General features: G+C 67.5%; 24 protein-coding genes. 9 read left to right on the top strand and 15 right to left on the bottom strand.

All coding sequences use genetic code 11. The features are described from left to right. The first annotated feature begins 6 nt into the window (after positions 1–6). Positions 7–1,353 carry a S41 family peptidase gene (locus BMW54_RS11790; protein WP_090056150.1) on the top strand — a complete coding sequence of 449 codons (1,347 nt, stop codon included), beginning with the start codon at positions 7–9 and terminating at the stop codon, positions 1,351–1,353. A 223-nt stretch (positions 1,354–1,576) separates the two neighbouring features. On the opposite strand, the gene BMW54_RS11785 is transcribed toward BMW54_RS11790, so the two are convergent. From BMW54_RS11785 to BMW54_RS11765, 5 genes are read right to left on the bottom strand one after another with little or no spacing between them, the layout of a single operon-like run. Then, positions 1,577–2,206 carry a hypothetical protein gene (locus BMW54_RS11785; protein WP_090056148.1) on the bottom strand — a complete coding sequence of 210 codons (630 nt, stop codon included), beginning with the start codon at positions 2,204–2,206 and terminating at the stop codon, positions 1,577–1,579. A 3-nt stretch (positions 2,207–2,209) separates the two neighbouring features. Then, positions 2,210–2,968 (bottom strand): twin-arginine translocase subunit TatC, encoded by a 759-nt coding sequence (gene tatC, locus BMW54_RS11780; protein WP_090056146.1) that lies wholly within the window; start codon positions 2,966–2,968, stop codon positions 2,210–2,212. Continuing rightward, the gene (gene tatB, locus BMW54_RS19045; protein WP_254779307.1) at positions 2,955–3,389 is read right to left on the bottom strand and encodes a Sec-independent protein translocase protein TatB; all 435 of its coding nucleotides are present in this window, start codon (positions 3,387–3,389) and stop codon (positions 2,955–2,957) included. The genes tatC and tatB overlap by 14 nt, the downstream gene beginning before the upstream one ends. A gap of 12 nt (positions 3,390–3,401) precedes the next feature. Then, positions 3,402–3,647, bottom strand: a complete 246-nt coding sequence (gene tatA, locus BMW54_RS11770) for a twin-arginine translocase TatA/TatE family subunit (protein ID WP_090056144.1) — start codon at positions 3,645–3,647, stop codon at positions 3,402–3,404. Between the two features lie 44 nt (positions 3,648–3,691). Further along, positions 3,692–4,384: a lipid-binding SYLF domain-containing protein gene (locus BMW54_RS11765; RefSeq protein WP_090056142.1), complete on the bottom strand. Its 693-nt coding sequence runs from the start codon at positions 4,382–4,384 to the stop codon at positions 3,692–3,694. A 110-nt stretch (positions 4,385–4,494) separates the two neighbouring features. Here BMW54_RS11765 and hemH point away from each other — a divergent pair, with 110 nt between their 5' ends. From hemH to BMW54_RS11750, 3 genes are all read left to right on the top strand, one after another. Beyond that, a complete protein-coding gene (gene hemH, locus BMW54_RS11760) occupies positions 4,495–5,616 on the top strand; it encodes a ferrochelatase (RefSeq protein ID WP_090056139.1) in 1,122 nt (373 codons plus the stop codon). Further along, entirely contained in the window at positions 5,609–6,445 is an 837-nt protein-coding gene (locus BMW54_RS11755; protein ID WP_090056137.1) for an alpha/beta fold hydrolase, read from the top strand. Before hemH ends, BMW54_RS11755 begins: the two co-directional genes overlap by 8 nt. 288 nt (positions 6,446–6,733) lie before the next feature. Further along, a complete protein-coding gene (locus BMW54_RS11750) occupies positions 6,734–7,258 on the top strand; it encodes an REP-associated tyrosine transposase (protein ID WP_343124116.1) in 525 nt (174 codons plus the stop codon). Positions 7,259–7,600: 342 nt separating this feature from the next. Here the strand turns inward: BMW54_RS11750 and cyoE are convergent, their stop codons facing one another. The 4 genes from cyoE to BMW54_RS11730 are packed head-to-tail and all read right to left on the bottom strand — an operon-like array spanning position 7,601 to position 10,956. Beyond that, on the bottom strand, positions 7,601–8,518 hold the full coding sequence (gene cyoE / locus BMW54_RS11745) for a heme o synthase (protein ID WP_090056132.1): 918 nt from the start codon (positions 8,516–8,518) through the stop codon (positions 7,601–7,603). Next, positions 8,515–9,663, bottom strand: coding sequence for a COX15/CtaA family protein (locus BMW54_RS11740; RefSeq protein ID WP_090056130.1), 1,149 nt, complete (start codon positions 9,661–9,663; stop codon positions 8,515–8,517). The genes cyoE and BMW54_RS11740 overlap by 4 nt, the downstream gene beginning before the upstream one ends. Next, complete coding sequence (locus tag BMW54_RS11735; RefSeq protein ID WP_090056129.1) at positions 9,663–10,229, bottom strand: hypothetical protein; 567 nt, start codon at positions 10,227–10,229, stop codon at positions 9,663–9,665. The genes BMW54_RS11740 and BMW54_RS11735 overlap by 1 nt, the downstream gene beginning before the upstream one ends. A gap of 16 nt (positions 10,230–10,245) precedes the next feature. Continuing rightward, positions 10,246–10,956: an SURF1 family protein gene (locus BMW54_RS11730; protein WP_090056127.1), complete on the bottom strand. Its 711-nt coding sequence runs from the start codon at positions 10,954–10,956 to the stop codon at positions 10,246–10,248. A 41-nt stretch (positions 10,957–10,997) separates the two neighbouring features. Between BMW54_RS11730 and BMW54_RS11725 the strand changes: the two genes are divergently transcribed. Then, positions 10,998–11,234, top strand: coding sequence for a twin transmembrane helix small protein (locus BMW54_RS11725; protein WP_175472844.1), 237 nt, complete (start codon positions 10,998–11,000; stop codon positions 11,232–11,234). 95 nt (positions 11,235–11,329) lie between these two features. Here the strand turns inward: BMW54_RS11725 and BMW54_RS11720 are convergent, their stop codons facing one another. The 4 genes from BMW54_RS11720 to BMW54_RS11705 form a co-directional block, all read right to left on the bottom strand. Continuing rightward, positions 11,330–12,220, bottom strand: a complete 891-nt coding sequence (locus tag BMW54_RS11720) for a cytochrome c oxidase subunit 3 (RefSeq protein WP_090056125.1) — start codon at positions 12,218–12,220, stop codon at positions 11,330–11,332. A gap of 164 nt (positions 12,221–12,384) precedes the next feature. Next, complete coding sequence (gene ctaD, locus BMW54_RS11715; RefSeq protein ID WP_090056123.1) at positions 12,385–13,998, bottom strand: cytochrome c oxidase subunit I; 1,614 nt, start codon at positions 13,996–13,998, stop codon at positions 12,385–12,387. 31 nt (positions 13,999–14,029) lie between these two features. Then, positions 14,030–14,929, bottom strand: a complete 900-nt coding sequence (gene coxB, locus BMW54_RS11710; protein WP_090056121.1) for a cytochrome c oxidase subunit II — start codon at positions 14,927–14,929, stop codon at positions 14,030–14,032. A gap of 22 nt (positions 14,930–14,951) precedes the next feature. Beyond that, positions 14,952–15,431: a DUF2244 domain-containing protein gene (locus BMW54_RS11705; RefSeq protein WP_175472843.1), complete on the bottom strand. Its 480-nt coding sequence runs from the start codon at positions 15,429–15,431 to the stop codon at positions 14,952–14,954. 325 nt (positions 15,432–15,756) lie between these two features. Between BMW54_RS11705 and putA the strand changes: the two genes are divergently transcribed. The 4 genes from putA (at position 15,757) to BMW54_RS11685 (ending at position 21,297) form a co-directional block, all read left to right on the top strand. After that, a complete protein-coding gene (putA, locus tag BMW54_RS11700) occupies positions 15,757–18,909 on the top strand; it encodes a bifunctional proline dehydrogenase/L-glutamate gamma-semialdehyde dehydrogenase PutA (protein ID WP_254779306.1) in 3,153 nt (1,050 codons plus the stop codon). Positions 18,910–18,989: 80 nt separating this feature from the next. Then, the gene (locus BMW54_RS11695) at positions 18,990–19,502 is read left to right on the top strand and encodes a hypothetical protein (protein WP_090056117.1); all 513 of its coding nucleotides are present in this window, start codon (positions 18,990–18,992) and stop codon (positions 19,500–19,502) included. A gap of 127 nt (positions 19,503–19,629) precedes the next feature. Further along, entirely contained in the window at positions 19,630–20,205 is a 576-nt protein-coding gene (locus BMW54_RS11690) for a hypothetical protein (protein ID WP_090056115.1), read from the top strand. A gap of 132 nt (positions 20,206–20,337) precedes the next feature. Next, positions 20,338–21,297, top strand: coding sequence for a hypothetical protein (locus BMW54_RS11685; protein WP_090056113.1), 960 nt, complete (start codon positions 20,338–20,340; stop codon positions 21,295–21,297). Positions 21,298–21,343: 46 nt separating this feature from the next. Here BMW54_RS11685 and dcp read toward each other — a convergent pair whose 3' ends face one another. Together dcp and BMW54_RS11675 are read right to left on the bottom strand one after the other, a co-directional pair. Then, complete coding sequence (dcp, locus tag BMW54_RS11680) at positions 21,344–23,527, bottom strand: peptidyl-dipeptidase Dcp (protein WP_090056111.1); 2,184 nt, start codon at positions 23,525–23,527, stop codon at positions 21,344–21,346. Between the two features lie 42 nt (positions 23,528–23,569). After that, on the bottom strand, positions 23,570–23,905 hold the full coding sequence (locus BMW54_RS11675; RefSeq protein WP_090056109.1) for a hypothetical protein: 336 nt from the start codon (positions 23,903–23,905) through the stop codon (positions 23,570–23,572). Positions 23,906–23,923 lie beyond the last annotated feature (18 nt).

Here is a 23,923-nt window from a genome sequence, read left to right as displayed (position 1 = left end):
ACAGGCATGCGCCAGCACCCCCTTCGCCTCGCCCTCGCGCTCGCCCTCGGCGTGCTGGCGATTCCCGCCAGCGAGGCCCAGCAGGCGAAACCGGTGCGGCAGCCCGACGCGCCCGCCGCGTCGTCCACCACCGCGGCGGCCGTGGTGCAGCAGGCCGACGACACGGTGAGCCTGGAGGACATCCGCAATTTCACGCGGGTGTATCACATCGTGCAGCAGGCCTATGTCGAGAAGCTCGACAACAAGAAGATCATGAACGCCGCGATCGGCGGCATGCTGCAGAACCTCGATCCGCACAGCGAATACCTCGACAAGGAAGGCCTCGACGAACTCGACGAGGACACCACCGGCCAGTACGGCGGGCTCGGCATCGAGGTGCTCCAGGTCGACGGCATGCTGAAGATCGTCGCGCCGATCGACGATACGCCCGCCTCGCGCGCGGGCATCAAGCCGGGCGACACGATCCTCAAGGTCGACGGCATGGTCGTCGACGGGCAGAACATCGACGACGCGTTCAAGAAGCTGCGCGGCGATCCGGGCAGCAAGATCGTGCTGACGATCCTCCACGAGAAGTCGGACAAGCCGATCGACATGCCGCTGGTGCGCGAGCGCATCAACGTCACCAGCGTGAAGGTGCGTCCGCTGGAGCCGGGGTACGTCTACATCCGCCTCAGCCAGTTCCAGGAAGACACCTCGACCGACCTGGACCGCAAGCTCTCCGACTACATCAAGAAGAACGGCGCGCCCAAGGGCGCGGTGCTGGACCTGCGCTCCAATCCCGGTGGCCTGCTCACCACGGCGGTCGGCGTCGCGGACACGTTCCTCGACAGCGGCACCATCGTGACCACGAAGGGCCGGCTGCCCGACGCCAACCTGCATTTCGACGCGCACCCGGGCGACCTGCTCAAGGGCGCTCCGATCGTGATCCTCGCCGACAACGGCACCGCGTCGGCGGCGGAGATCGTGTCCGGCGCGCTGAAGGACAACCATCGCGCGCTGATCATGGGCCGCCGCACGTTCGGCAAGGGCGTCGTGCAGACGGTGATCCCGCTCGACGAAACGCATGCCGTGAAGATCACCACGGCGCGCTATTACACGCCCAACGGCACATCGATCCAGGCCGAGGGCATCAAGCCCGACATCGCGCTGGCCGATCTTTCGGTGAACAAGTCGGATGCCGCGCCCCAGCTGATCGGCTCCGAGGCCGACCTGCGCAACCACCTGGCGAACGAGAAAGCCTCGACGATCGATGCGACGACGAGCGACGACGACGGAAAGCTCGCACTCGAGGACTACGCGCTCTCGCAGGCGCTGAACGTGCTCAAGGGCCTGGCGCTGAATCGGGCCAGGTGACGTTGGGCGAGCGGCCGAAAAGTGGCGCGCGAGCCTGATGACCGGGGCGGAAAGCTGTTGCGGCCGGGTCCGCTCCCACAAGGGCCACCGCTATTGTTGGAGCGGACCTGGCCGCGATCGCTCTTGAGGCCGAACCTGCGAGCTGGCGCGCGAGGCTGGAGGCCGGGGCGAGAAGCTGTCGCGGCCAGGTCCGCTCCTACCGTAGCGGTCGGGTCTTGGGGTCTTACCAGAGCTTCCACCACGGGCGGGTGGCTTTCTCCACCGCCCGGCGCGCCTTGCGCGGCAGATCCGGATCGACCGGCGCGGATGGCGTGGCATCGGCGAACGACCAACCGTCGCACGCCGCGGCGCCGTAGGCGGAGGCCGGCAGGTCGGCATGGAACGTCGTGACACTCTGCGCCAGTTCGACCGGCAGCGAGTAGTAATGGTCGACGTCGTCACCTTCGGCATCCGCAGCGTCCTGCATCGCCTCGATGCGCGCGTGGATCGCGTCGAACGCGGGCGGCAGGCCGCCACTGGTGGAGAGGTGCCGTGAATCGTCCTGCTGGCCGTCGTGCTCCGCGCGCCAGTTGCGCAGCCCGTTCACGTAGCAGGCGGACGAACTCACCATGACCTGATCGTCGTATTCGCATACCAGCACGGTGCAGCCGCGCGAGAGGCGGCGCATCTCCGCCTCGGCGATCAGCGGCGCGGCGAAGCGCGACACGACGACGAACCAGCCGTTCGGCAGGTCGAGCGAATAACCCCGACCGGGGTGCGTGGCGACCTTGCCGTTTCGCACGAGGTCCATCGCGGCGAGCACCTCGTCGCCGTGCTTTCCCTTGACCGCGAACCAGCCGATCGAGGCCCCCATGCGTTACTCCGCGGGAGCCGGCTTCAGCAGGAACCTCACGGCGAGCAGGCCCAGCTCGTAAAGGATGCACATGGGCACCGCCAGCATGATCATCGAAAGCAGGTCGGGCGGCGTGATGAAGGCGGCGATCGCGAACGCGCCGACGATGGCGTAACCGCGTCCCTTGCTGAGCTTCTCGGCATCCACGACGCCGATCGCGGCGAGGATCACCACGGCGACCGGCACCTCGAAGCAGAGGCCGAACGCGAAGAACATCAACATCACGAAGTCGAGGTAATGCGTGATGTCGGTCATCATCGCGACGCCCTCGGGCGTCACGGCGTTGAGGAACTTGAACGCCGCGGGCAGGACGATGAAATACGCGAACGCGCAACCGGAATAGAACAGCACCAGCGACGCCACCAGCAGCGGTCGCGCAAGGCGTTTCTCATGCCGGTACAGGCCCGGGCTGACGAACGCCCAGAGCTGGTAGAGGATCATCGGCATGCTGACGAACAGCGCGACGAAGAAGGCCAGCTTCAGCGGCGTGACGAACGGGCTCGCGACCTCGGTGGCGATGAGGTGCGCACCGTGCGGCATGCGCTCGACGAGCGGGCGCGCCAGCTCGGCGTAGAGGTAATTGGCGATCGGGACGAGGGCCAGCAGCACCAGCAGCAGCACGACGATCGCGCGCATCAGCCGGGAGCGGAGCTCCATCAGGTGCGAGAACAGCCCTTCTTCGACCACGTCCTCCGGGGACGGATCGGGTTCACGTGCGGTCATGCGGTTCCGTTCCCGACGGCGCCTTGCCGTCGCGGTTCAATGGCAGCATGTCGACCGCCGGATCGGGGTCGCGCGGCTCGACGCGTGCGGCCTGGGTTTCCGTGATGGTGTCGCGCATGCTGTCGCCGGCCTCGCGCAGCCGGGCGCCGGCATCGCGGAAGCCCTCGCCCGCGTCGCGGAAGTCCTTGCGGACGCTGTCGTGCGTGGCGCGGGCGTTGTCGGCGGTCTCGCGCAGGGTGCGCTTGATCTCCTCGGCGTGGATCTCGCGCTCGACCTCGGCGCGGACGCTGTCCCAGCCGTTACGCACACGCCGCAGCAACGCGCCCGCGGTGCGGGCGGCGTGCGGCAGGCGCTCGGGTCCGAGGACGATGAGCGCCACCACCGCAAGGAGCAGCAGCTTGCCGATGCTGATGTCGATCATGGCGCTGCCGGATCAGGGCGTGCGGTCGCGCGGCTCGCCGGCTTCGCTGTGGGCCGGCGGCACCTGGGCGGCCGGCGGCGGGTCGGCGCGGAGCTTCTCGTCGCCCTGGCGGGTCTGGCGGGTGTCGTCGTCGCCGTCCATGCCCTTCTTGAAGTCGCGCATGGCACCGCCCAGGTCCGAGCCGATGTTGCGCAGCTTCTTCGTGCCGAAGATCAGCACGACGACAAGCAGCAGGAGGACGATATGGGTAATGCTCATGGAAACCTCGGGGGCACCGCCGGGGCGCCGGTCTGGGACGGGGATTACTTCTGAGTGTACTCCTCCAGTGTATCCCTGAACGCGTTGACCTCGCTTGGAACATTCGTGACACCGCCCTCGAAAATGCGACGGGCCGTGATGCCGGGGCCGTAGATCTCCTCGTTGGAGTCGTCGTCGATGCTGATGCGCGATCCGTCGAGCGAAATGCCCGCGAAGAGGCCCTTGGCGCGGGAATAGGTGTAGATCTCCGCGTTCATCTTGCCGTTGGTCGCGGCCATGGCCGACCGGCCGACCGGGCCGGCGGCCGCGGAGGCGCTGGCGCCCATGGTGAACTGGCCGTCGATGATCTGGTCGACGCCCTTGTGGGTGCGAAAGACGAGGATCACGTCGATCGACTGGATGCCGGCCTGGAAGCCGACGCCGGCCGCCGCGGTGGAGATGAAGTTGGGGTTCGACCATTCACCGGAGCAGTCGCGCTTCTGGGCGATGAGGCCCTCACCCTTGGCGCCGGAGAAGACGAAGCCACCCTTGACCATGCCGGGGATGATCGCGACGGCGCAGGCGTTCTTCAGAAGATCCGACGGGATCGACTTGTCCGGAGCGTCGTTCATCATCTCCTTGAGCACACGGACGGCCTCGGTCGCCTGCTTTCTCGGCGGATCGGCCGCCTGGGCCGCCATCGCGGGAACGAAGGCGAGAAGGCCGAGGGCGAGCAGTCGGGACGGGCGTGGGGTCATCGTGTGGGCTCCTTTCATGCACGGGATGGCGCGGGCTGCGGCAATCGGCGCGGGAACCGGCAGCCCGCCCTGTGGCAGACTGGAAGGATCCCCGCGAGCGCCATACGCCCATGCCAGGTACCCCGAACTATACCGGCCTCGCCGGCCATTCCCATGACGTCCTGCCCCGCGTCGGCGTCCTCCTGGTTAACCTCGGTACACCTGACGCGCCCACCGCCGCGGCGGTCCGGCCCTACCTGGCGCAGTTCCTCGGGGACCCCCGCGTCATCGAATACCCGCGGCTGCTCTGGAAAGCGATCCTGCACGGCGTGATCCTGCGGATCCGCCCGAAGCGCTCCGCCCATGCCTACGCCCGCATCTGGACCCCCGAGGGCTCGCCCCTGCGGACCGGCAGCGAGGCGCTGGCGGCGGCGCTGCAGGCGGAACTCTCGGCCGTCGTGCCGGGGCCCGTCCGGGTGGCGCTGGCCATGCGCTATGGGCGACCGGACGTCGCGAGCCGCGTCGCCGAGCTCCAGCGCGAGGGCGTGCGTCGCCTGATCGTGCTCCCGCTGTACCCGCAGTACTCCGCCACCTCGACGGGGAGCGTCTTCGACGCCGTCGCCGACACCGTCAAGGGCCTGCGCTGGCCACCCGAACTGCGCCAGATCAATGATTACCACGCCGAGCCGGCGTACATCGAGGCACTGGCGGCGAGCGTCCGGGCGCATTGGGCCGCCAACGGCCGCGGGGAAAAGCTGCTGCTGAGCTTCCACGGCATTCCCGAGCGCTACCTGCGCGCCGGCGACCCGTATTTCTGCCAGTGTCACGCCACGGCGAGACTGCTGCGCGAGGCGCTGGGCATGGGCGAGGACGAGGCGCTGATCAGCTTCCAGTCTCGTGTGGGACGCGAGCGCTGGCTCCATCCCTACACCGACGAGACCGTGAAGCAGCTGGGTGCGAAGGGCCTCAAGCGCATCGACGTGATCAGTCCGGGCTTCGCGGTCGACTGCCTCGAGACGCTCGAGGAGATCGCCATGCAGAACGCCGATTTCTTCCGCGAAGCGGGTGGCGAAACCCTGAGCTACATCCCCTGCCTCAACGCGACGCCGTCGCACGTGCGCGCGCTGGCGTCGCTCGTGCTGCGCCATGGCCAGGGCTGGCCGGAGTTCTCCCCGGATTACGACGCCGCGGCGGAGGCCGTCCGCCTCGCCGCGGCCCGCGAGCGCGCCCGCGCGGTGAGCAGCGATGCGTGAATTGAAGGTCGCGATTCCCGGCCTGGAACTGGCCGGCCTGAGCTGGGGCGAACCCGATGCGGCGCCCCTCATCCTGTTGCACGGCTGGCTCGACAACGCGGCGAGTTTCGCGCTGCTGGCGCCACGACTGGCCGACCGCTTCCACGTGATCGCGCTCGATCTCCCCGGCCACGGCCACTCGGCGCACCTGCCCGAGGGCACCGTCTACCAGCACGTGGATTATGCGCGCGCGGTACTCGCCGCCGCCGACGCGCTCGCCCTTCCACGCTTCCATCTGCTCGGCCACTCGCTGGGCGCGGGCGTCGCGACGATGGTGGCGATCGCCGCACCCGAACGCATTCGTGCGCTCGCGCTGATCGAAGGCCTCGGCCCGCTCGGCGACGACGGCTCGCGCACCCTCGACCGCTTCCGCGAGGCGATGGCATCGAAAGCCGAGGGCAACCGCCCCCTGCGCGTGTTCGCGTCGATCGAAGACGCGGCCCGCGCCCGTGCGCTCGCCAGCGGCCTCGACGCCAGCCTCGCGACGCACATCGTCGCGCGAGGGCTCCGTGAGGTCGAGGGCGGATACAGCTGGCGCAGCGATCCCCGGCTGTCCCGTCCTACCGCGATCCGGCTCGCCGAAACCCAGGTGATGGCGCTGCTGCTCGGCCTCGCGGCGCCCACGTCGCTCCTGCTCGCCCGCCCGCATCCGCCCTACCTCGAACCGGAAGCGTTGCAGATCCGCATCGACTGCGTCGACGACATCCGCGTCACTCACATGGATGGCGGCCATCACCTCCACCTCGAACATCCCGAAGCCGTCGCGAACTGGCTGCACGCCGCGCTGTAGTTGCAAGCAGCGGACCTGCAAGCTGGCGCGCAAGCGCGACAACCGGGGCGAAAAGCTGTCGCGGCCGGGGCCGCTCCCACAACGGCGATCGGTGGCGGGAACGGACCTCGAGGCCGAACCTGCGAGCTGGCGCGCAAGCCCGATGACCGGGGCGAAAAGCTGTCGCGGCCGGGGCCGCTCCCACAACGGCGATCGGTGGCGGGAACGGACCTCGAGGCCGAACCTGCGAGCTGGCGCGCAAGCCTGACGACCGGGGCGAAAAGCCGTCGCGGCCGGGGTCGCTCCCACATGATGTTCCGGGCGCAGCCCACATCACGGCATCGGGAGTGGCCTGCACTCGATGCGAAGCCTATTCGACACCCTGTCCCGATGCCGATACGACCGGGTACAGCCGTCCTCCGGCGAGGACGATCATCGATTCCAGGACATGCCTACCTCCTGACGACAGCGACCCGGGACAGGATTCCCCTATTCGCAGATACCGAGGTTGCGCGCGCCGTAAGTCGCGTCGTCCACGATCCGACGACCTGGTCCGACGCGACACTGCTTGCGTGGGTCCTCATGCCGGATCACTGGCACGGTCTCCTCGAGTTGGGCTGCACTTCGCTGCCCGAATGCATGTCGCGATTCAAAGCGTGTTCCGCGCGCGCGACAGGGCGGGGATCCATTTGGCAGAGCGGATATCACGACAGCGCGGTTCGCTCGGGCGCGTCTTTGATCGAAGCGGCACGGTACATCGTTGCGAATCCCGTCAGAGCCGGGCTGGTTAGAAGAGCACTGGACTACCCTTACTGGAATGCCGTCTGGCTGTGAGTGTGGGAGCGGACCTGGCCGCGACAGCCCTTGAGGCCGAACCTGCGAGCTGGCGCGCAAGCCTGATGACCGGGGCGAGAAGCTGTCGCGGCCGGGGCCGCTCCCACAGTGGCGGCCGGGTGTGGGAGCGGCCCTGGCCGCGACAGCTCTTGAGGCCGAAGCTGCGAGCTGGCGCGCGGGCCCGATGACCGGGGCGAGAAGCCGTCGCGGCCGGGTGTGGGAGCGGACCTGGCCGCGACAGCCTTTGAGGCCGAACCTGCGAGCTGGCGCGCAAGCCTGATGACCGGGGCGAGAAGCCGTCGCGGCCGGGGCCGCTCCCACACACAGCTGGATACGGGGGTATCAGGCCACCGGGTCGAAATGCAGGCCCGTCTGGATGACCGGGTCGACGAGCCAGTGGTCGGCGAGCAGGAAGGCGAACAGCACCATCAGGTAGACGATCGAGTAGTTGAACGTCTTCATCGCGAAGAGTTCGTCGGGCGGATTGAGCAGGCGGATCGCGTACCAGAGGAAGCCCGCGCCGAGCACCACCGCGCCGAACAGGTAGATCAGGCCGCTCATGCCCGTGAAGAACGGCAGCAGCGTCACGACGAAGAGCAGGATCGTATAGAAAAGGATGTGCCAGCGGGTGTAGGTCACGCCATGCGTCACCGGAAGCATCGGCACCTGCGCGCGGGAATAGTCGTCGACGCGGAAGATCGCCAGTGCCCAGAAGTGCGGCGGGGTCCACACGAAGATGATCAGCAGCAGCTGCAACGCGTACGGATGCAGCGAGTCGGTGACCGCGGTCCAGCCGAGCATCGGCGGCGCGGCGCCGGCGATGCCGCCGATCACGATGTTCTGTGGCGTCGCGCGCTTCAGGTACGCGGTGTAGATCACCGCGTAGCCGATGAGCGAGCAGAACGTCAGCACCGCGGTGAGCATGTTCACGAGGAACACGAGCACGAGCATCGAGACGATGCCCAGCGACAGCGCGAAGACGAACACCTGCAACGAGGTCAGCTGCCCCGTGGCGAGCGGCCGGTGCGAGGTGCGCGCCATGACCTTGTCGATGCGCTGGTCGATCAGGTGGTTGAACGCGGCGGCGGACGCGGACGCGAGCCAGATGCCCAGCGTGCCGAAGACGACGGCGTGCCACGTCGGCAGGACGCGCTGGCCGTTCGGATCCACGGCGAGGAACATGCCGATGACGGCGCAGAAGACGAGCAGCGCGACGACGCGCGGCTTCGTCAGTTCGAGGTATTGACCGAGGGCGCTCACGGGGACTCCGACGCGGGCAGGCGCTGCGTGTTCGCCAGGGCCACCAGCAGGGTGAAGAGCAGGAGCGCGGCGACGCCATTGTGCGCCGTCGCGACGGGCAGCGGCAGGCCGAGGTGGACGTTGCCGATGCCGAGCAACACCTGCGCCACGAGGACCACGGCGACCGCGATGCCGACCTTGCGCAGCCCATGACGGGCGAGGCGGTGCGAAAGCCACGCGAGGTAGCAGAACGTGACGAGCGCGCCGATGCGATGCGCGATCTGGATGGCGCTGCGTGCGGCCATGTCGAGCACGCCACCTTCGTAGTTCACACCGATGCCTCGCCAGAGCACGAACGCCTGCGGGAAATCGGTCTGCGGCCACCACTGGCCCAGGCACTTCGGAAAATCGGTGCCGCAGGCCAGCGCGGCGTAGTTCGAGCTGGTCCAGCCACCGAGCGCGATCTGGCAGACGAGCACCACGATGCCGATCGCCACCGGCGCCCGGAGCGCGGCGTAGCGGTCATCGGACGAGCCGACGCGCCACCAGCGCAGCGCGGCCCAGGCGAGCAGCGCGAAGGTGGCGAGACCGCCGAGGAGGTGCCCCATGACGACGATCGGCTTGAGCAGCAGCGTCACCGTCCACATGCCGAGCATCGCCTGGAAGATGATCACGGCGAGCGCCGCGACGCCGACCTTCCATGCGTCGGGCCGGTCGAGCGTGGCGGCGGCGACCAGCGGCAGCGCGATCGCAAGTGCGGACAGGAACGACGAAACGACGTGTTCGCCACGCATGTACATCACGACACCCACCGCCGCGAAGATGGCGGCCACCACGACCGCGACCGTCGCGAAGCGACGTCGCCACGCGGCGATCACGGCGATGGCCAGCACCATCACGCCGAGGCTACCGGCGAGGAAACGATGCACCTGCTCACGCCACGCCTTGTGCGTTTCGTACGGGCGATCGGGAAACGCCTCGTTCGCGCGCGCGATGTCCTGCGCATGGCCGGGCCACGTGGCCTTGCCGTAGCAGGTCGGCCAGTCGGGGCATGAAAGACCGGCGTTGGACAGGCGCACGAAGGCGCCGAACATCACGACGCAGAAGGCGAACAGCGCGGCAAGCAGCGCAAGGGTGCGCAGCGTCTTCACGGCACGGGGCGACATCAGCGGATCACCTTCTGCAGGTCCTTGCGCAGGCCGTTCGGATCGAAACCGGCCGGATACCAGGCGAGCGCCGTGGCGTTGGATTCGACGAGGACGGCGGCGACGCTGTCCGGCTCCGTCGGCCGGAACGCATCGAACGCGTTCGACGGATCGGTGCCGACGGCGTAATCGCGCATCACCGACGAGGCATCGGCGCCTTCCGGCGCGGCGCCGATGTACAGCAGGCGCAGCCGGTCGGCGTTGCGGTTGAGTACGATGCGCGCGTTGCGCATGAGCGCGAGCGTCTGGAGGCACCGCGCCGCGCAGCCAGGCCCGGGCAGCGCGACGAGCGTGAGGCGCGGCTCGCTGTCACGCCATGCCCAGGGCGCACCGTCGACGTCGACACGCACGTCGGCGAGGCTGCGCTGCGGCACGATCGGCTGCCCGTTGCCCATGCCCTGCGGCTGCCAGCCGGACAGCGTGAGCAGGCCGGCGGCGACGATCGGCGCGAGGAACACGAGCATGATCAGCACCAGCTTCAGGCGGCCGGCACGTGCTTTTTCAGGAGAGGCGATCGGATCGGTCATGGGTCGTGAACGCGGCCTAGCGACGCTTGCGATGCAGGAGGACGAAGATCACCACCGCGGCCAGCGCGAAGGTGAACCATTGGAAGGCATAGGCGCGATGCCGCGCCGGTGGCATGAAGCCCGGTGTCCAGTCGCGCGCGTACAGCGTCGCAGGATCGGGATCGAGCAGCAGCACGCGAGGATACAGCGAGTGCCCGAGGTCCGCCCCGATCTCGCCAAGATCGACGTAGACCATGGTCTTCTCCGCGCCCGTCTGACCCGGCAGCGGATTGCCGCCCATGCGTATGCCGACGCCCGGCGTGGGCGCGTAGAGCCCGTGGACGTGCGTCGGCCCGGCGGGCAACGGCGGCAGTTTCGGGTTGGCGCCCTGCTCCTTCGGCAGGAAGCCGAGATCGACGAGGAGGTACGGATCGCGCCCCTCGGGCGAGAACGGCGCATAGACGTGCACGCCCACCTGTCCTGCATGCGTCTGGTCGTCGAGCACGTAGTAGTGGCCCGGCACGAACCTGCCGCGCACGTCGAGCCGCGGATAGCGATCCTCCGGCGGCGCGTCCGCGATCATCCCGAATTCCTCGACGCCCGCCGCGGCGGATGCGGCGAAGCGCCGCAGGAGCTCGTCCTTTTCGCCGGCCCGATCGAGCTGCCACACGCCCAGGCGCACGAAAACGAGCACACCGGCCACCGTGAGTGCGACAGCGAACCACGTCGGACGGCGCAGAAAGGTCATGCAAGACCCCGCGTCGCCACCGCTATACTCGGATTGTCGCAATGGGGCGGAAGGGTCACGTGGAAACCATCTATAAATACGCGCTGGTGATCCTGCTGCTGGTGGTGCTGTTCAACCTCGGCCAGGCCCTGTTCTTCATGATGACCGACAAGGGCCAGAGCAAGCGCACCGTCTGGGCGCTCACCCGTCGCATCGGCCTGTCGTTGCTGCTCATCGCCATGGTGGCGCTGGGCATCTTCATGGGTTGGCTGCACCCCCACGGGGTCGGCCAATTCTAGCGCGCCCGGCCGGGGGGCCAAGGCGCGGTGCGGCATTTGGTGCCGGTGGGGTGCGGGGAAAATGAAAAAGCCGCCTTTCGGCGGCTTTTTCTGGATCAGAGCACGTAGACGAAGAGGAATAGCGCCAGCCAGACCACGTCGACGAAGTGCCAGTACCAGGCGACGGCCTCGAAGCCGAAGTGGTCGTCCTTCGAGAAGTGGCCCTTCGCGCAGCGCACCCAGATGATCGCCAGCATGATCGTGCCGAGCGTCACGTGCATGCCGTGGAAGCCGGTGAGCATGAAGAACGTGGCGCCGTAGACGCCGCTGCCGAGCGTGAGGTTGAAGTGCTCGTACGCTTCGGCGTACTCGTGCGCCTGGAACCACAGGAACAGGCAGCCCAGCAGCACGGTGGCGCCCAGGCCGACGAGCAGCGTCGTGCGGTGGCCGGCCTTCAGCGCGTGGTGCGCGATGGTGATCGTGACGCCGGACGAGAGCAGGATCAGCGTGTTCAGCAGCGGCAGGCCCCACGCCGGGATCGTCTGGAACGCGCCGCCGATCTTCTCGGGACCGCCGCCACCGGAGGCGCCCCACGCGGCGTTGTAGCCTTCCCAGATGAACTGGTGGGTCAGCACGCCGTGGCCTTCGCCGCCGAGCCAGGGCACCGCGAACAGGCGGGCGTAGAACAGCGCGCCGAAGAACGCGCCGAAGAACATGACCTCGGAGAAGATGAACCACATCATCCCCATGCGGAACGAGCGGTCGACCTGGCCGTTGTAGTTGCCGGCCAGCGATTCGTTGATCACCGAGCGGAACCACCCGAAGAACATGCCCAGGATCATGGCGATGCCGACCCAGAACAGCGGCTTGCCGAACCCGGTCTGGCCCGGCTCGGCGTTCAGCCAGTGCGCGGCACCGAAGACGGTGACGAACATGGAGACGGCGGCCACGATCGGCCAGTAGCTCTTGCTCGGTACGAAGTAGACGTCGTGTTGCTGGTGACCCATGGTGGTTTCCCGTGGATGTCGCTTGGTTTAGCCGGTCAGACCTTCAGCATCTGCAGGATCGAGATGACGAACACCGCGACCGCGAAGCCGCCCGCGATCAGCGCGGTGCGGCGGGCGCGCCGGCGGCGCGCCTCGATGTCGGTATCCGTCATGCCGTGCATCGATCAGTGTTCCGTGTTGCCGTGGGCGAGCTCGTCGTCGTGGATGACCGGCGGCACGTCGAAGGTGTGGAACGGGGCCGGCGATGGCACGGTCCACTCGAGGCCCTTCGCCCCTTCCCACGAACGGTCCGCGGCCTTCTTCTTCGAGAAGAACACGCAGTGGATCACGACGCCGAGGAAGATCAGCTGCGAGGCGCCGAACCAGAAGCCGCCGATCGAGCTGATCATGTTGAAGTTGGCGAACGCGACGTTGTAGTCGGGGATGCGGCGCGGCATGCCCGCCAGGCCCAGGAAGTGCTGCGGGAAGAACAGCACGTTGACCGAGATGACGCTCGACCAGAAATGGATCTTGCCCCACGTCTCGCTGTACATGTTGCCCGACCACTTCGGCAGCCAGTAGTACGCGGCGGCCATGATCGAGAACGCGGCGCCGGTCACCAGCACGTAGTGGAAGTGCGCCACCACGAAATACGTGTCGTGGTACTGGAAGTCGGCCGGCGCGAGCGCGAGCATCAGGCCCGAGAAGCCGCCGATGGTGAACAGGATGACGAAGGCGATCGAGAACAGCATCGGCGTCTCGAAGGTCATCGAGCCGCCCCACATCGTCGACACCCAGTTGAACACCTTCACGCCCGTCGGCACGGCGATGAGCATCGTCGCGTACATGAAGAAGATCTCGGCGCCCATCGGCAGGCCCACGGCGAACATGTGGTGCGCCCAGACGATGAACGAGAGGAAGGCGATCGAGGCGATGGCGAACACCATCGCGCGGTACCCGAAGATCGGCTTGCGCGAGAACGTCGGGATGATCTCCGAGATGATCCCGAACGCCGGCAGGATCATGATGTAGACCTCGGGATGCCCGAAGAACCAGAAGATGTGCTGGAACAGCACCGGGTCGCCGCCGCCGGCGGCATTGAAGAAGTTGGTGTGGAAGTACTTGTCGGTCAGCAGCATCGTGACCGCGCCGGCGAGCACCGGCATCACCGCGATCAGCAGGAACGCCGTGATCAGCCAGCTCCACACGAACACCGGCATCTTCAGCAGGTCCATGCCCGGCGCGCGCATGTTGAGGATGGTGGCGATGATGTTGATCGCGCCCATGATCGAGCTGATGCCCATCAGGTGGACGGCGAAGATCGTGTACGCGATCGACTCACCCTGCAGCGAGAGCGGCGGGTACATCGTCCAGCCGCCGGCGGGACCGCCGCCCGGCATGAACAGCGTCGAGAGCAGCAGGATGAACGCGAACGGCATGATCCAGAACGACAGGTTGTTCATGCGCGGCAGCGCCATGTCCGGCGCGCCGACCATGAGCGGGATCATCCAGTTCGCGAGGCCGACGAACGACGGCATGATCGCGCCGAAGATCATCACCAGCGCGTGCATCGTCGTCATTTCGTTGAAGAAATACGGCTGCACGAGCTGCATGCCCGGCTTGAAGAGCTCCGCGCGGATGACCATCGCGAAGGCGCCGCCGATGAAGAACATCGTCAGCGAGAAGATCAGGTACAGCGTGCCGATGTCCTTGTGGTTCGTGGACATCACCCATCGCTGGAAGAACCCTTTCGGGGCCCCGTGGTGATCGTGGTGGTCGTGGGTGGCTGCGTGCGCCATGGCCTTGCACCTCTACCTTAACTTGATCGGATTAGCCCTGGGGGGCCTGGGCGGGGACGGTCTGGGCGGTCTGCGCGGCCTTCTGCACCTTGGCCTCGTCTTCCTGCGTCGCCAGCCACTGTTCGAATTCGGCGCGGGGCACGGCCTTGACCACGATCGGCATGAAGCCGTGGTCCTGGCCGCAGAGCTCGGCGCACTGGCCGCGGTAGACGCCGGGCTCCTTGATGTTCGTCCAGGCCGCGTTGGCGATGCCCGGGATCGCGTCCATCTTCCAGCCCAGCGCGGGCACCCACCAGGAGTGGATGACGTCGCCGCCGACGATCACGAAGCGGATCTTGGTGTTCGTGGGCAGCACGAGCGGCTTGTCCACGTCCAGCAGGTAGGTGTTGTAACCGTCGACCTTGATCTTGTCCGGGTCGAGGTTGGACTTCAGCTGGCGGGTGCGGTCGGAGGTCTCTTCGAGCTTCGAGATGAAGCCGACCTGGTCGACGCCCTTGCCCTTGTAATCGACGTAGTCGTAGCGCCACTTCCACTGGTAGCCGGTGACCTTGATGGTCATCTCGGAATTCGTGGTGTCGGCGAACGAGGTCAGGCCACCCGTGGCGAGGTGGGCCAGGAAGATGAGGATGATGACGGGGATGACCGTCCACACCACTTCGAGCTTGGTGCTGTGCGACCACTTCTCGGCGACGGCGCCGCGCGATTTGCGGAAGCGGAACATGGCGATGAACATCGCGCCGAACACGACGATGCCGATCACGACGCAGACCCACAGGGCCACCATGTGCATGGCGTACGGCGACCACTCGGCTGCGCCCTTGGTCATGTTCAGCTGGTTCGGTTCGGGATTGGCCCACGCCGCCCCTCCGAACAGCGCGAGGGCGCCCGCCGCCCACGCCGATATCGATCGTCCGATGCCGCCAGATGTCATGTGTCTTGCACCTTTATTGAACCTACCTGCGCGACTGGCCAGCCTCGGACAGCAGCACCATGAGTTTCCTTGACACCTCGGCCCGTTCCTCTTCCCCAAGGAAGGCGCCGATTTCGAGCTCGTTGCCGTGCGACGTGAGCAACAGGCGCTGGCGCCCATCCCCCTGTTTCAGCCCGACCCGTACCCAATACGTCTGGAAACGGACCGTCCGGTGTCCCGGTATGGCGCGTACCTCCAGCGTATCCGGCCCGATCGCGATGCGTTCACCCCTGCCGCCGGCCCGCCAGGCCGCGCCAAGCGCGAACCCCACGGCGAAGGCTTCGAGCAGTGCGAAGACGGGGGCGAATACGTTCCCCTGCCATGCGCCGAGCGCGGCCGTCGCCAGGGCTATCGCCGCAAGGCCGATGATCGTCCGACGCAGACCGCGCTTGTCCAGCGCACGGTTGGGCCGGAGCCACAACACGCGCGGGTGACCCGCGACGGTCGGTCGAAGCACGAACATGGGAGCCTAAGCGTGCCTGGAACCTTCGGGATGATAGGGCGCTGGTCAAGATGCAGCAAGGTTGGAAGGTGGCGCGTTGTCGCAGGGGAGCTGGAAGTCGGGGGATGGGGGATGGGAAGTGGGGGCGCGACCCCGGCGATGGCCCGAGGGATCGGAAGCGTCGTGCTTGCCTCGACGCCAGCGCGGTGTCCCGGCGCACCTCATACGCATGCCGGCTGTGCCGCCCCCACTTCCCATCCCCCATCCCCGCTCCCGAGGCGCTCCACACACACCCCCACAACCTACCCTACAATGGGCGGTCTCCCCCGCCCCCCACACGCCCCCAGTGAACCCCACCATTCTTCGTCCCGAACTTCCGACCGGCGTCGAGCCGGCGCGTGCGCGCATCACGGCCGCCTGGCTGCGCGACGAAACCGAGGCCGTGAACGACCTGCTGGCGCAGGCGACGCTGCCGCCGACCGAGCGCGAGCACGTGATCGACGTGGCCGCCGGTCTGGTGACGCGCGTCCGCGCGCGGGCCAAGGACCAGAGCGCCGTCGAATCGTTCATGCGCCAGTACGACCTCTCGTCCGAGGAAGGCGTGCTGCTGATGTGCGTGGCGGAGGCCCTGCTGCGCATTCCGGACAAGGCCACGGCCGACAAGCTGATCCGCGACAAGCTGGGCGACGCCGACTGGAAGAAGCACCTGGGCCAGAGCGAGTCGCTGTTCGTCAACGCGTCGACCTGGGGCCTGATGCTCACGGGTCACCTCGTGAACCTCGCCGAGGAGACGCGCCACGACTTCAGTTCCGCCCTGCGCCGCCTTGTCGGCCGCGCCGGCGAGCCGGTGGTGCGCCTCGCGGTGCGCCAGGCGATGCGCATCATGGGCCACCAGTTCGTGATGGGTCGCACGATCAAGGAGGCGCTCGATCGCTCCGCCGAGAAGGAGCACGCGGTCTATCGCTACTCGTACGACATGCTCGGCGAGTCCGCGCTGACGCAGGCGACGGCCGAGCGTTACCAGCAGGATTACCGCGACGCGATCAACGCGCTGGGCGCGCGCGGTCCGTTCCCGAACAACCTCGAAGCCCCGTCGATCTCGGTCAAGCTCTCGGCGCTGCATCCGCGCTACGAAGTGGCCAACCGCGCCCGCGCGCGCGCCGAGCTGGGCGCCAAGCTGCTGGAGCTCTCGCAGCTGGCGTACAAGAACGGCATCGCGCTGTCCGTCGACGCGGAGGAAACCGATCGCCTCGAGCTCTCGCTCGACATCATCGGCGACGTCTTCGAGCACCCGTCGCTCGAGGGCTGGAACGGCCTCGGCATCGTGATCCAGGCGTACCAGAAGCGCGCGCCGTTCGTGATCGACTGGGTGACCGAGAAGGCCCGCGCCACCGGCCGCCGCTGGTTCGTGCGCCTGGTCAAGGGCGCCTACTGGGACGCCGAGATCAAGCGCTCGCAGGAAGGCGGCCTCGCCGGCTACCCGGTGTACACGCGCAAGCCGAACACCGACGTCTCGTACCTGGCATGCGCCCGCCGCCTGTTCGCCGCCGGCGGCGACGCCGTGTATCCGCAGTTCGCCACGCACAACGCGCACACGATCGCCGCGATCCACCACATCGCGCAGGGCCGGCCCTACGAGAACCAGCGCCTGCACGGCATGGGCGCCGATCTCTACGCGGAAGTGATCGGCAAGGACAAGCTCAACGTGCCCTGCCGCGTCTACGCGCCGGTCGGCAGCCACGAAGACCTCCTGCCGTACCTGGTCCGCCGCCTGCTCGAGAACGGCGCCAACACCAGCTTCGTGAACCGCGTGGTCGACGAGTCCGTGCCGGTGCGCGACCTGGTCGCCGATCCCTGCGAGATCGTGCGTTCCTTCGCTTCGATCCCCCACCCCCGTATCCCCCTGCCGGTCAATCTCTACGGCGAACTCCGGAAGAACTCCATGGGCATGAACTTCGCTAACGACAACGAGCTCAACGAGCTCGCCGACGCCGTCAACCGCCACAGCGGTCCGTGGAACGCCGTGCCGCTCGTCGCGGGCGCCACCGCCACCGGCGGCAAGACCGAGGTCACCGATCCGGCCGATCGCCGCCGCATCATCGGCACCGTGCAGAACGCCGACCAGGCGCTCGTCGAGACCGCGCTGGCCGCCGCCGTGAAGGCGCAGCCGGGCTGGGACCGCCTGCCGGCCGCCAGCCGTGCCGCGATCCTCGAGCACGCCGCCGAGCAGCTCGAGCACAACCGCGCCGAGTTCATCGCGCTGTGCGTGCGCGAAGCGGGCAAGAGCCTGCCGGATGCCATCGCCGAGATCCGCGAGGCGGCCGACTTCCTCCGCTACTACGCGACCATGGCGCGCCGCCTGTTCGGCCAGCCGGAACAGCTGCCCGGCCCCACCGGCGAGAGCAACCAGCTGTTCCTCAACGGCCGCGGCGTCTTCGTCTGCATCAGCCCGTGGAACTTCCCGCTCGCGATCTTCCTCGGCCAGGTCGCCGCGGCGCTCGCCGCGGGCAATTCGGTGATCGCCAAGCCCGCCGAGCAGACCTCGCTGGTCGGCTACGTCGCGGTGAAGCTGCTGCACGCCGCCGGCGTGCCGGTGGACGTGCTCCAGTACCTGCCGGGCGACGGCGCGACCGTCGGCGCCGCGCTGACGCGCGATCCGCGCGTCGCGGGCGTGGCCTTCACCGGCTCGACCGAGACCGCCTGGGCGATCAACCGCGCGCTCGCGGCGCGCAACGCGCCGATCGCGGCGCTGGTGGCCGAAACCGGCGGCCAGAACGCGATGATCGCCGACTCCTCGGCCCTGCCCGAGCAGATCGTCAAGGACGTCATCGCCTCGGCGTTCCAGTCGGCCGGCCAGCGCTGCTCCGCCGCGCGCGTCCTGTTCGTGCAGGAAGACATCGCCGACAAGGTGATCTCGATGCTCGCCGGCGCCATGGCCGAACTGAAGGTCGGCGATCCCGGCCTGCTCTCGACCGACGTGGGCCCGGTGATCGACGAAGACGCCCGCAAGATCCTCGTCGACCACGTCGCGCGCATGGACCGCGAGGCGAAGAAGATCGCCGAAGTGCCGGTGCCGGAAGCCGCCGCACACGGGACGTTCTTCGCGCCGCGCGCCTACGAGATCCCGTCGCTCGACACGCTGACGCGCGAAATCTTCGGCCCCGTGCTGCACGTGATCCGCTGGAAGGGTTCGGAGCTGGAGAGGGTCGTCGACCAGATCAACGGCACCGGCTTCGGCCTGACGCTCGGCATCCACAGCCGCATCGACGATACGATCGAGTTCATCCAGAGCCGCGCGCGCGTCGGCAACTGCTACGTCAACCGCAACCAGATCGGCGCGGTCGTCGGCGTGCAGCCCTTCGGCGGCGAAGGCCTCTCGGGCACCGGTCCGAAGGCCGGTGGTCCGCACTACCTGCTTCGCTTCGCCGGCGAGCGCACGCTCACGATCAACACCACCGCGGCGGGCGGCAACGCGTCGCTGCTGACCATCGGCGAGTAACGCCGTCGGCCGGGCCGGTTCCCGCTTCGGCGGGTGCCGGCCCGGCGTCCCATGCCCACGGCTTCCAGGGAGGAACCGCCATGTACCCCATCATTCTCGCCGCCACGACCTTCGCCGGCATCCCGCCCAGCGTCTCGCCCGCGGCCATCGAAGGCTTCGACAGCCTCACCGCGCAGACCATCGCCATCGGTGAACAGATCACGCTGCCGGACTTCCGCATCGAAACGCCGCTGGGCGGCAAGCCGGCCGCCATCGTCGCCGTCGCTGATGGCGACGACATCGCGTCGGGCATGGCGATCGGCATGCCCGAAGGCGCACCGGTCGCCACCGTCGCCATCTATTTCCACTACCCGCAAACGTGGAAGCGCGTCGATCTTGGCATCGTCCTTCCTGGTTCCGCATCGTCGTCCGCCGAAACCGTCGTCATGGCGTATGGACGGGGCAACGAGCACGCATGGACGGTTGGCCTGCGGCACGGTGCGAGCGACATGCGCCAGCGCATCGGACTGAGCACCCCCGACGGCGCGCCGATCGAGAAAATGGTGATCCTCCTCCGCGATGGCGCCCAGATCGACAACATCGAGATGCGCTAGGCGCTCGCCCCACGCCTACAACTTAAGGCCTATTGCGTGGCACGGCATGCGTTGGTTTGCTGTGGCGGCGCCGACGGACATGGCGCCCACCACCACGGAGGGATGACCAGTGAGGACGCCACTACCGGTGACGCGTGTGCCAGCGAAGGTGCCGCCGATCCTGCCGCGCCAGCGGCGCGCGACGACGCGGGACATGCAGCGACGGAGCCGCGGCTGGGAACATCCGGAAATCCGCGAACTGCTACACGGTCGCCGCGATCTCGGCCCCGAACCGGTCGAGCAGCTGTTCGGCGACGACCAGCTCGGCATCATCCCCGCGCGGACCATCCATCCGCTCGAACACCTCGTCATCGCGACGGGCGAGCGTGACGCCATCATCGAGCAGACCGACGAGGGCAACGTGCTCACGGGTTGCTACCGCAGCGAAAACGACTGCCGGCTGATCTTCCGGCATGCGTTCGCCACGATCCGCTGCACAGTGCGAACGCTCTGCGATGCGACCGACGTGCATCTCGCGTTCCTCAACTGCCTGCTGCAGGAAATGCAGACCTTCAACATCCAGCGCCCGCGCTCGAGCCGCAACGACGCGTCGGGAAGCCTGTGCACCACGTTCGAATTCCACGCGGAGCCGCTCTACGAATTGCAGGGCATCGCCTGGCGGGGCGGCATGCTGCAGATATCGAAGATCTCGCTGATCCCCTGACCTGACGCCAACGCCGCTTCTGCGTTGGAATCGGACGCGATTCGCGCAACACCTCCCGGGAATGGCAGACCGCGCTGATATCATGCGCGCGGCCATTGAGGCCGAACTACCATTCCAGGGAGGAATGACCCCATGCGACATCCCCGCCCCCTCGCGATCCTGCCGTGCGCAGCGCTCGCACTCTTTCCCCTTCACAGCCTCGCGGCAGCCGCGACCCAGACTTTCGACGACGCCCGGCCGGGCCCTATCCTTCCGGGCGACGTGGTCAACGTCACCGGCATCACGCTGTCCACTCGCGACGGCACCACGGCCGCCATCAAAGCCGTGCCGAATCCCGACGAATACGCCTCCGGACTCGCGGTCGGCGCGGCAGACGATGGCTCGTCGGTCTCGTTGAACCTGCACTTCGCGCGACCGCAGCCGATGGTTTCCTTCACCCTGGTGCTGCCGCCCGGCGCACCGACGGACGTCGCACTGGCGAGCGTCCTGGAGCGGGATGCGACGCGACGGGACGTCGTCGGTGTGGAGCATCGCGCGACCGAGCAGCGCGTGCGCATGCGCCTGCATGGCAACGGCCACGGCACGGTCGACGACATTCTGCTGAACCTCAGGGACGGCGCCTATGTCGACAACGTGTCGATCCAGACGGCGGATGAGGGCGACGCGTGCGCCATCGTCGATCCCGCGCAGCTGCCTCTCGGTTCCATGGCTGGCCGTGGCGACATCGGCGACACGATCATCGCGCCGAGCAGCCATCTGCTCGTCGGCATCGAACCGACCACCGGTTTCCAGATGCTGACCGGCGACCAGGCCGACGGCAACGACGCGCACTTCGTCTTCAGGTGCCGACGCGACACTGTCGAGGTCACGCTCGCGGCGCCCGCCGAAAGCGACGCCACACTGACGTTCCTGCAGACGAAGAACAGCGTCATGGAGCCCGTTCACACGACGCAGGTGAAGAAGGGCGACACCCGCGCCTGCTTCCGCGTCACGGGACCTGAACTGCAGGGTCTGCACTGGACGGGCGGCAATCTCAAGTTCGGCAGGATCGAACTGCGATCGCAGCCGACGGGCATCTGCGAGACCCGCTAAGCGGGAAGGCGGTGTGGAGCGTTGCGCTCCACACCGCACCGGCGGATCACTTCAGGCCGCGATCCTTGAGCATCGGCTCGATGCTCGGATCCTTGCCACGGAAATCGCGATAGAGCTTGCCGAGGTCTTCCGTGTTGCCGCGCGAGAGGATCTTGTCGCGGAAGATCTGACCGTTCTCGCGCGTCAGGCCGCCGTGTTCCTTGAACCACTGGAAGGCGTCCGAGTCGAGCATCTGCGTCCACAGGTACGCGTAGTAGCCGGCGGCGTAGCCGTTACCCCAGATGTGCTGGAAATAGCTCGAACGGTAACGGGGTGGCACCTGCGCGAGCGTGAAGCCGGCGTCCTTGAGCGCGGTGGCCTCGAACGCGTCGACATCCTGCTTCGCGCCGCCCGCCGGGAGCATGTGCCAGCGCATGTCGAGCAACGCGGCCGAGATGAGCTCGCTCATCGCGTAGCCCTGATTGAACGTACCGGCCTTCTTGATCTTCGCCACCAGCTCCGCGGGCATCGCCGCGCCCGTCTGGTAGTGCTTCGCGTAGTTGGCGAACACCTTCGGGTCGGACGCCCACTGCTCGTTGAACTGCGACGGGAACTCGACGAAGTCGCGCGCCGTGTTCGCGCCCGACAGCGAGGGGTACTGGCTGTTCGCGAACATGCCGTGCAGCGCATGGCCGAACTCGTGGAACATGGTGGTCACGTCGTCGAACGAGAGCAGTGCCGGCTGTCCGGACGCGGGCTTCGTGAAGTTCGTGACGTTGTAGACCACGGGCTTGTTGCCGAGCAGCTTCGACTGGTCGACGAGGTTGCTCATCCATGCGCCGCCGTTCTTGTTGTCGCGCTTGAAGAAGTCGGCGTAGAACAGCGCCATCGAGCTGCCGTCCTTGTCGAAGACCTCGAAGACGCGCACGTCGGGCTGCCAGACCGGGATGTCCTTGCGCTCCTTGAACGTGATGCCGTACAGCTGGTTGGCCGCGTAGAACACGCCGTTCTGCAGCACGTTGTCGAGCTCGAAGTACGGACGCACCTGCGCCTCGTCGAGATCGTACTTCGCCTTGCGGACCTTTTCGGCGTAGTGGTCCCAGTCCCACGCCTGTACTTCGAAGCCGCCCTTCTCCTGGTCGATCACCTTCTGGATATCGGCCGACTCGGCTTTCGCGCGCGCGACGGCGGCGGGCACGAGGCGCTCCATGAACTTCTCGGCCGCCTCCGGCGTCTTCGCCATCTGGTCGTCGAGTTTCCAGGCCGCGTAGTTCGCGAAGCCGAGCAACTTGGCGCGGTCGGCGCGCAGCTGGGCGATGCGCGACACGAGTTCGCGGGTGTCGTTGGCGTCGCCATGCTCGGCGCGCTCCCACGACGCCTTGAACAGCTTCTCGCGCGTGGCGCGGTCGTTCATCGACTGCAGCGACGGCTGCTGCGTGGTGTTCTGCAGCGGGATGACGAACTTGCCGTCGAGGCTGCGCTCCTTGGCCGCCGCGCTCGCGGCCTCGATATCGCTCTCCGAGAGGCCATCGAGCGCCTTGCGATCGTCCACGACGAGCGCGCCGGCCTTGGTCGCGGCGAGCAGCTGCTGCGTGAACTTCGTGCTGAGCGTCGACTCTTCCTTGTTGAGGTCCTTCAGCTTCGCCTTGTCGGCCTCCGAGAGCCTGGCGCCGGCATGGACGAAGTTGTCGTAGGTCACCTGCAGGAGGCGAGCCGATTCCGGATCGAGGTTGAGGGAATCGCGCTTGTCGTGGATCGCCTCGACGCGCTTGAAGAGCTTGTCGTTGAGGTAAATCGCATCGCTGTGGGCGGCGAGCTGCGGCGAAACCGCCTCCTCGACCTTCTGCAGCGTGTCGTTCGTATACGCCCCGGAGAGGGTGTCGAACGCGGCGCGTGCGCGCCTGAGCAGGGCGCCCGACTTCTCCATCGCCACGATCGTGTTCTCGAACGTCGGCTCTTCGGACGAATTGGCGATGGCGTCGATCTCCGCCATCTCCTGCTTCATTCCCTCTTCGATCGCCGGCTGGTAGTCGCCGTCGGTGATCTTGTCGAACGGCGGCGCCTGGAAGGGCAGCGTGCTCGCCGTCAGCAACGGGTTCTCGTGCGCGACCGGTGCGGACGCGGCCGTCGCGGCGGCGGCAGGCGCGGTGCCGGCGGCGGCCGGGGCGGTCTTCTCGGTGTCGTTCGAGGACGAGCAGGCGGCGGTGAGGGCGATCGAAGTGGCGATCACGAGCGTGCGGACCTTCGGCATGGAGGGGGCGTTCCCTGGGTGAAAGGCCCCGACTCTAGCGTTTTATTTGGTGTCGCGCAGTTCCCAGCTGCTGCCGATGAGCAGGTTCAGGCGGTGCTTCACGATCCGCATCGGCAGGCTGGTCGTCAGCTGCACGTCGTTCCGGTCGTTCGACAGCTCGCCCTTCGCGGTGGCGCCGGGATCCGTGACGCCGAGGCTCGGATCGACCTCGTCGGGGTCGGGCTGTTTGGCGCGCCAGCGCTGGAACAGGCCGTCGCTTCGCATCGCTTCGGCGATGTCCGACGCGAGCTTTTCGGGGCCGATGCCTTCGAACGAGAGGTCCGGGTCCGGGCCCTTGGCCTTCGCCATGTCTTTTACGGAAAGGAAGTAGGTCGTCATGGTTTCCTAGTTATTCGC

This window comes from Luteibacter sp. 329MFSha (genome assembly GCF_900111665.1).
In the GTDB taxonomy this organism is placed as follows: Bacteria; Pseudomonadota; Gammaproteobacteria; order Xanthomonadales; family Rhodanobacteraceae; genus Luteibacter.
Note: the sequence above shows the minus strand (reverse complement) of the source record. Positions and strands in the feature narration are given on the sequence as shown.

Coding starts and splice junctions, on each gene's coding strand:
- BMW54_RS11685 (WP_090056113.1), top strand. CDS start 20,338: ATGCGACATCCCCGCCCCCTCGCGATCCTGCCGTGCGCAGCGCTCGCA.
- BMW54_RS11790 (WP_090056150.1), top strand. CDS start 7: ATGCGCCAGCACCCCCTTCGCCTCGCCCTCGCGCTCGCCCTCGGCGTG.
- BMW54_RS11765 (WP_090056142.1), bottom strand. CDS start 4,384: ATGACCCCACGCCCGTCCCGACTGCTCGCCCTCGGCCTTCTCGCCTTC.
- tatA (WP_090056144.1), bottom strand. CDS start 3,647: ATGAGCATTACCCATATCGTCCTCCTGCTGCTTGTCGTCGTGCTGATC.
- BMW54_RS11750 (WP_343124116.1), top strand. CDS start 6,734: ATGATGTTCCGGGCGCAGCCCACATCACGGCATCGGGAGTGGCCTGCA.
- BMW54_RS11725 (WP_175472844.1), top strand. CDS start 10,998: ATGGGGCGGAAGGGTCACGTGGAAACCATCTATAAATACGCGCTGGTG.
- dcp (WP_090056111.1), bottom strand. CDS start 23,527: ATGCCGAAGGTCCGCACGCTCGTGATCGCCACTTCGATCGCCCTCACC.
- BMW54_RS11705 (WP_175472843.1), bottom strand. CDS start 15,431: ATGTTCGTGCTTCGACCGACCGTCGCGGGTCACCCGCGCGTGTTGTGG.
- BMW54_RS11785 (WP_090056148.1), bottom strand. CDS start 2,206: ATGGGGGCCTCGATCGGCTGGTTCGCGGTCAAGGGAAAGCACGGCGAC.
- BMW54_RS11675 (WP_090056109.1), bottom strand. CDS start 23,905: ATGACGACCTACTTCCTTTCCGTAAAAGACATGGCGAAGGCCAAGGGC.
- ctaD (WP_090056123.1), bottom strand. CDS start 13,998: ATGGCGCACGCAGCCACCCACGACCACCACGATCACCACGGGGCCCCG.
- hemH (WP_090056139.1), top strand. CDS start 4,495: ATGCCAGGTACCCCGAACTATACCGGCCTCGCCGGCCATTCCCATGAC.
- tatC (WP_090056146.1), bottom strand. CDS start 2,968: ATGACCGCACGTGAACCCGATCCGTCCCCGGAGGACGTGGTCGAAGAA.
- coxB (WP_090056121.1), bottom strand. CDS start 14,929: ATGACATCTGGCGGCATCGGACGATCGATATCGGCGTGGGCGGCGGGC.
- BMW54_RS11730 (WP_090056127.1), bottom strand. CDS start 10,956: ATGACCTTTCTGCGCCGTCCGACGTGGTTCGCTGTCGCACTCACGGTG.
- BMW54_RS11735 (WP_090056129.1), bottom strand. CDS start 10,229: ATGACCGATCCGATCGCCTCTCCTGAAAAAGCACGTGCCGGCCGCCTG.
- BMW54_RS11720 (WP_090056125.1), bottom strand. CDS start 12,220: ATGGGTCACCAGCAACACGACGTCTACTTCGTACCGAGCAAGAGCTAC.
- BMW54_RS11740 (WP_090056130.1), bottom strand. CDS start 9,663: ATGTCGCCCCGTGCCGTGAAGACGCTGCGCACCCTTGCGCTGCTTGCC.
- BMW54_RS11695 (WP_090056117.1), top strand. CDS start 18,990: ATGTACCCCATCATTCTCGCCGCCACGACCTTCGCCGGCATCCCGCCC.
- tatB (WP_254779307.1), bottom strand. CDS start 3,389: ATGATCGACATCAGCATCGGCAAGCTGCTGCTCCTTGCGGTGGTGGCG.
- BMW54_RS11755 (WP_090056137.1), top strand. CDS start 5,609: ATGCGTGAATTGAAGGTCGCGATTCCCGGCCTGGAACTGGCCGGCCTG.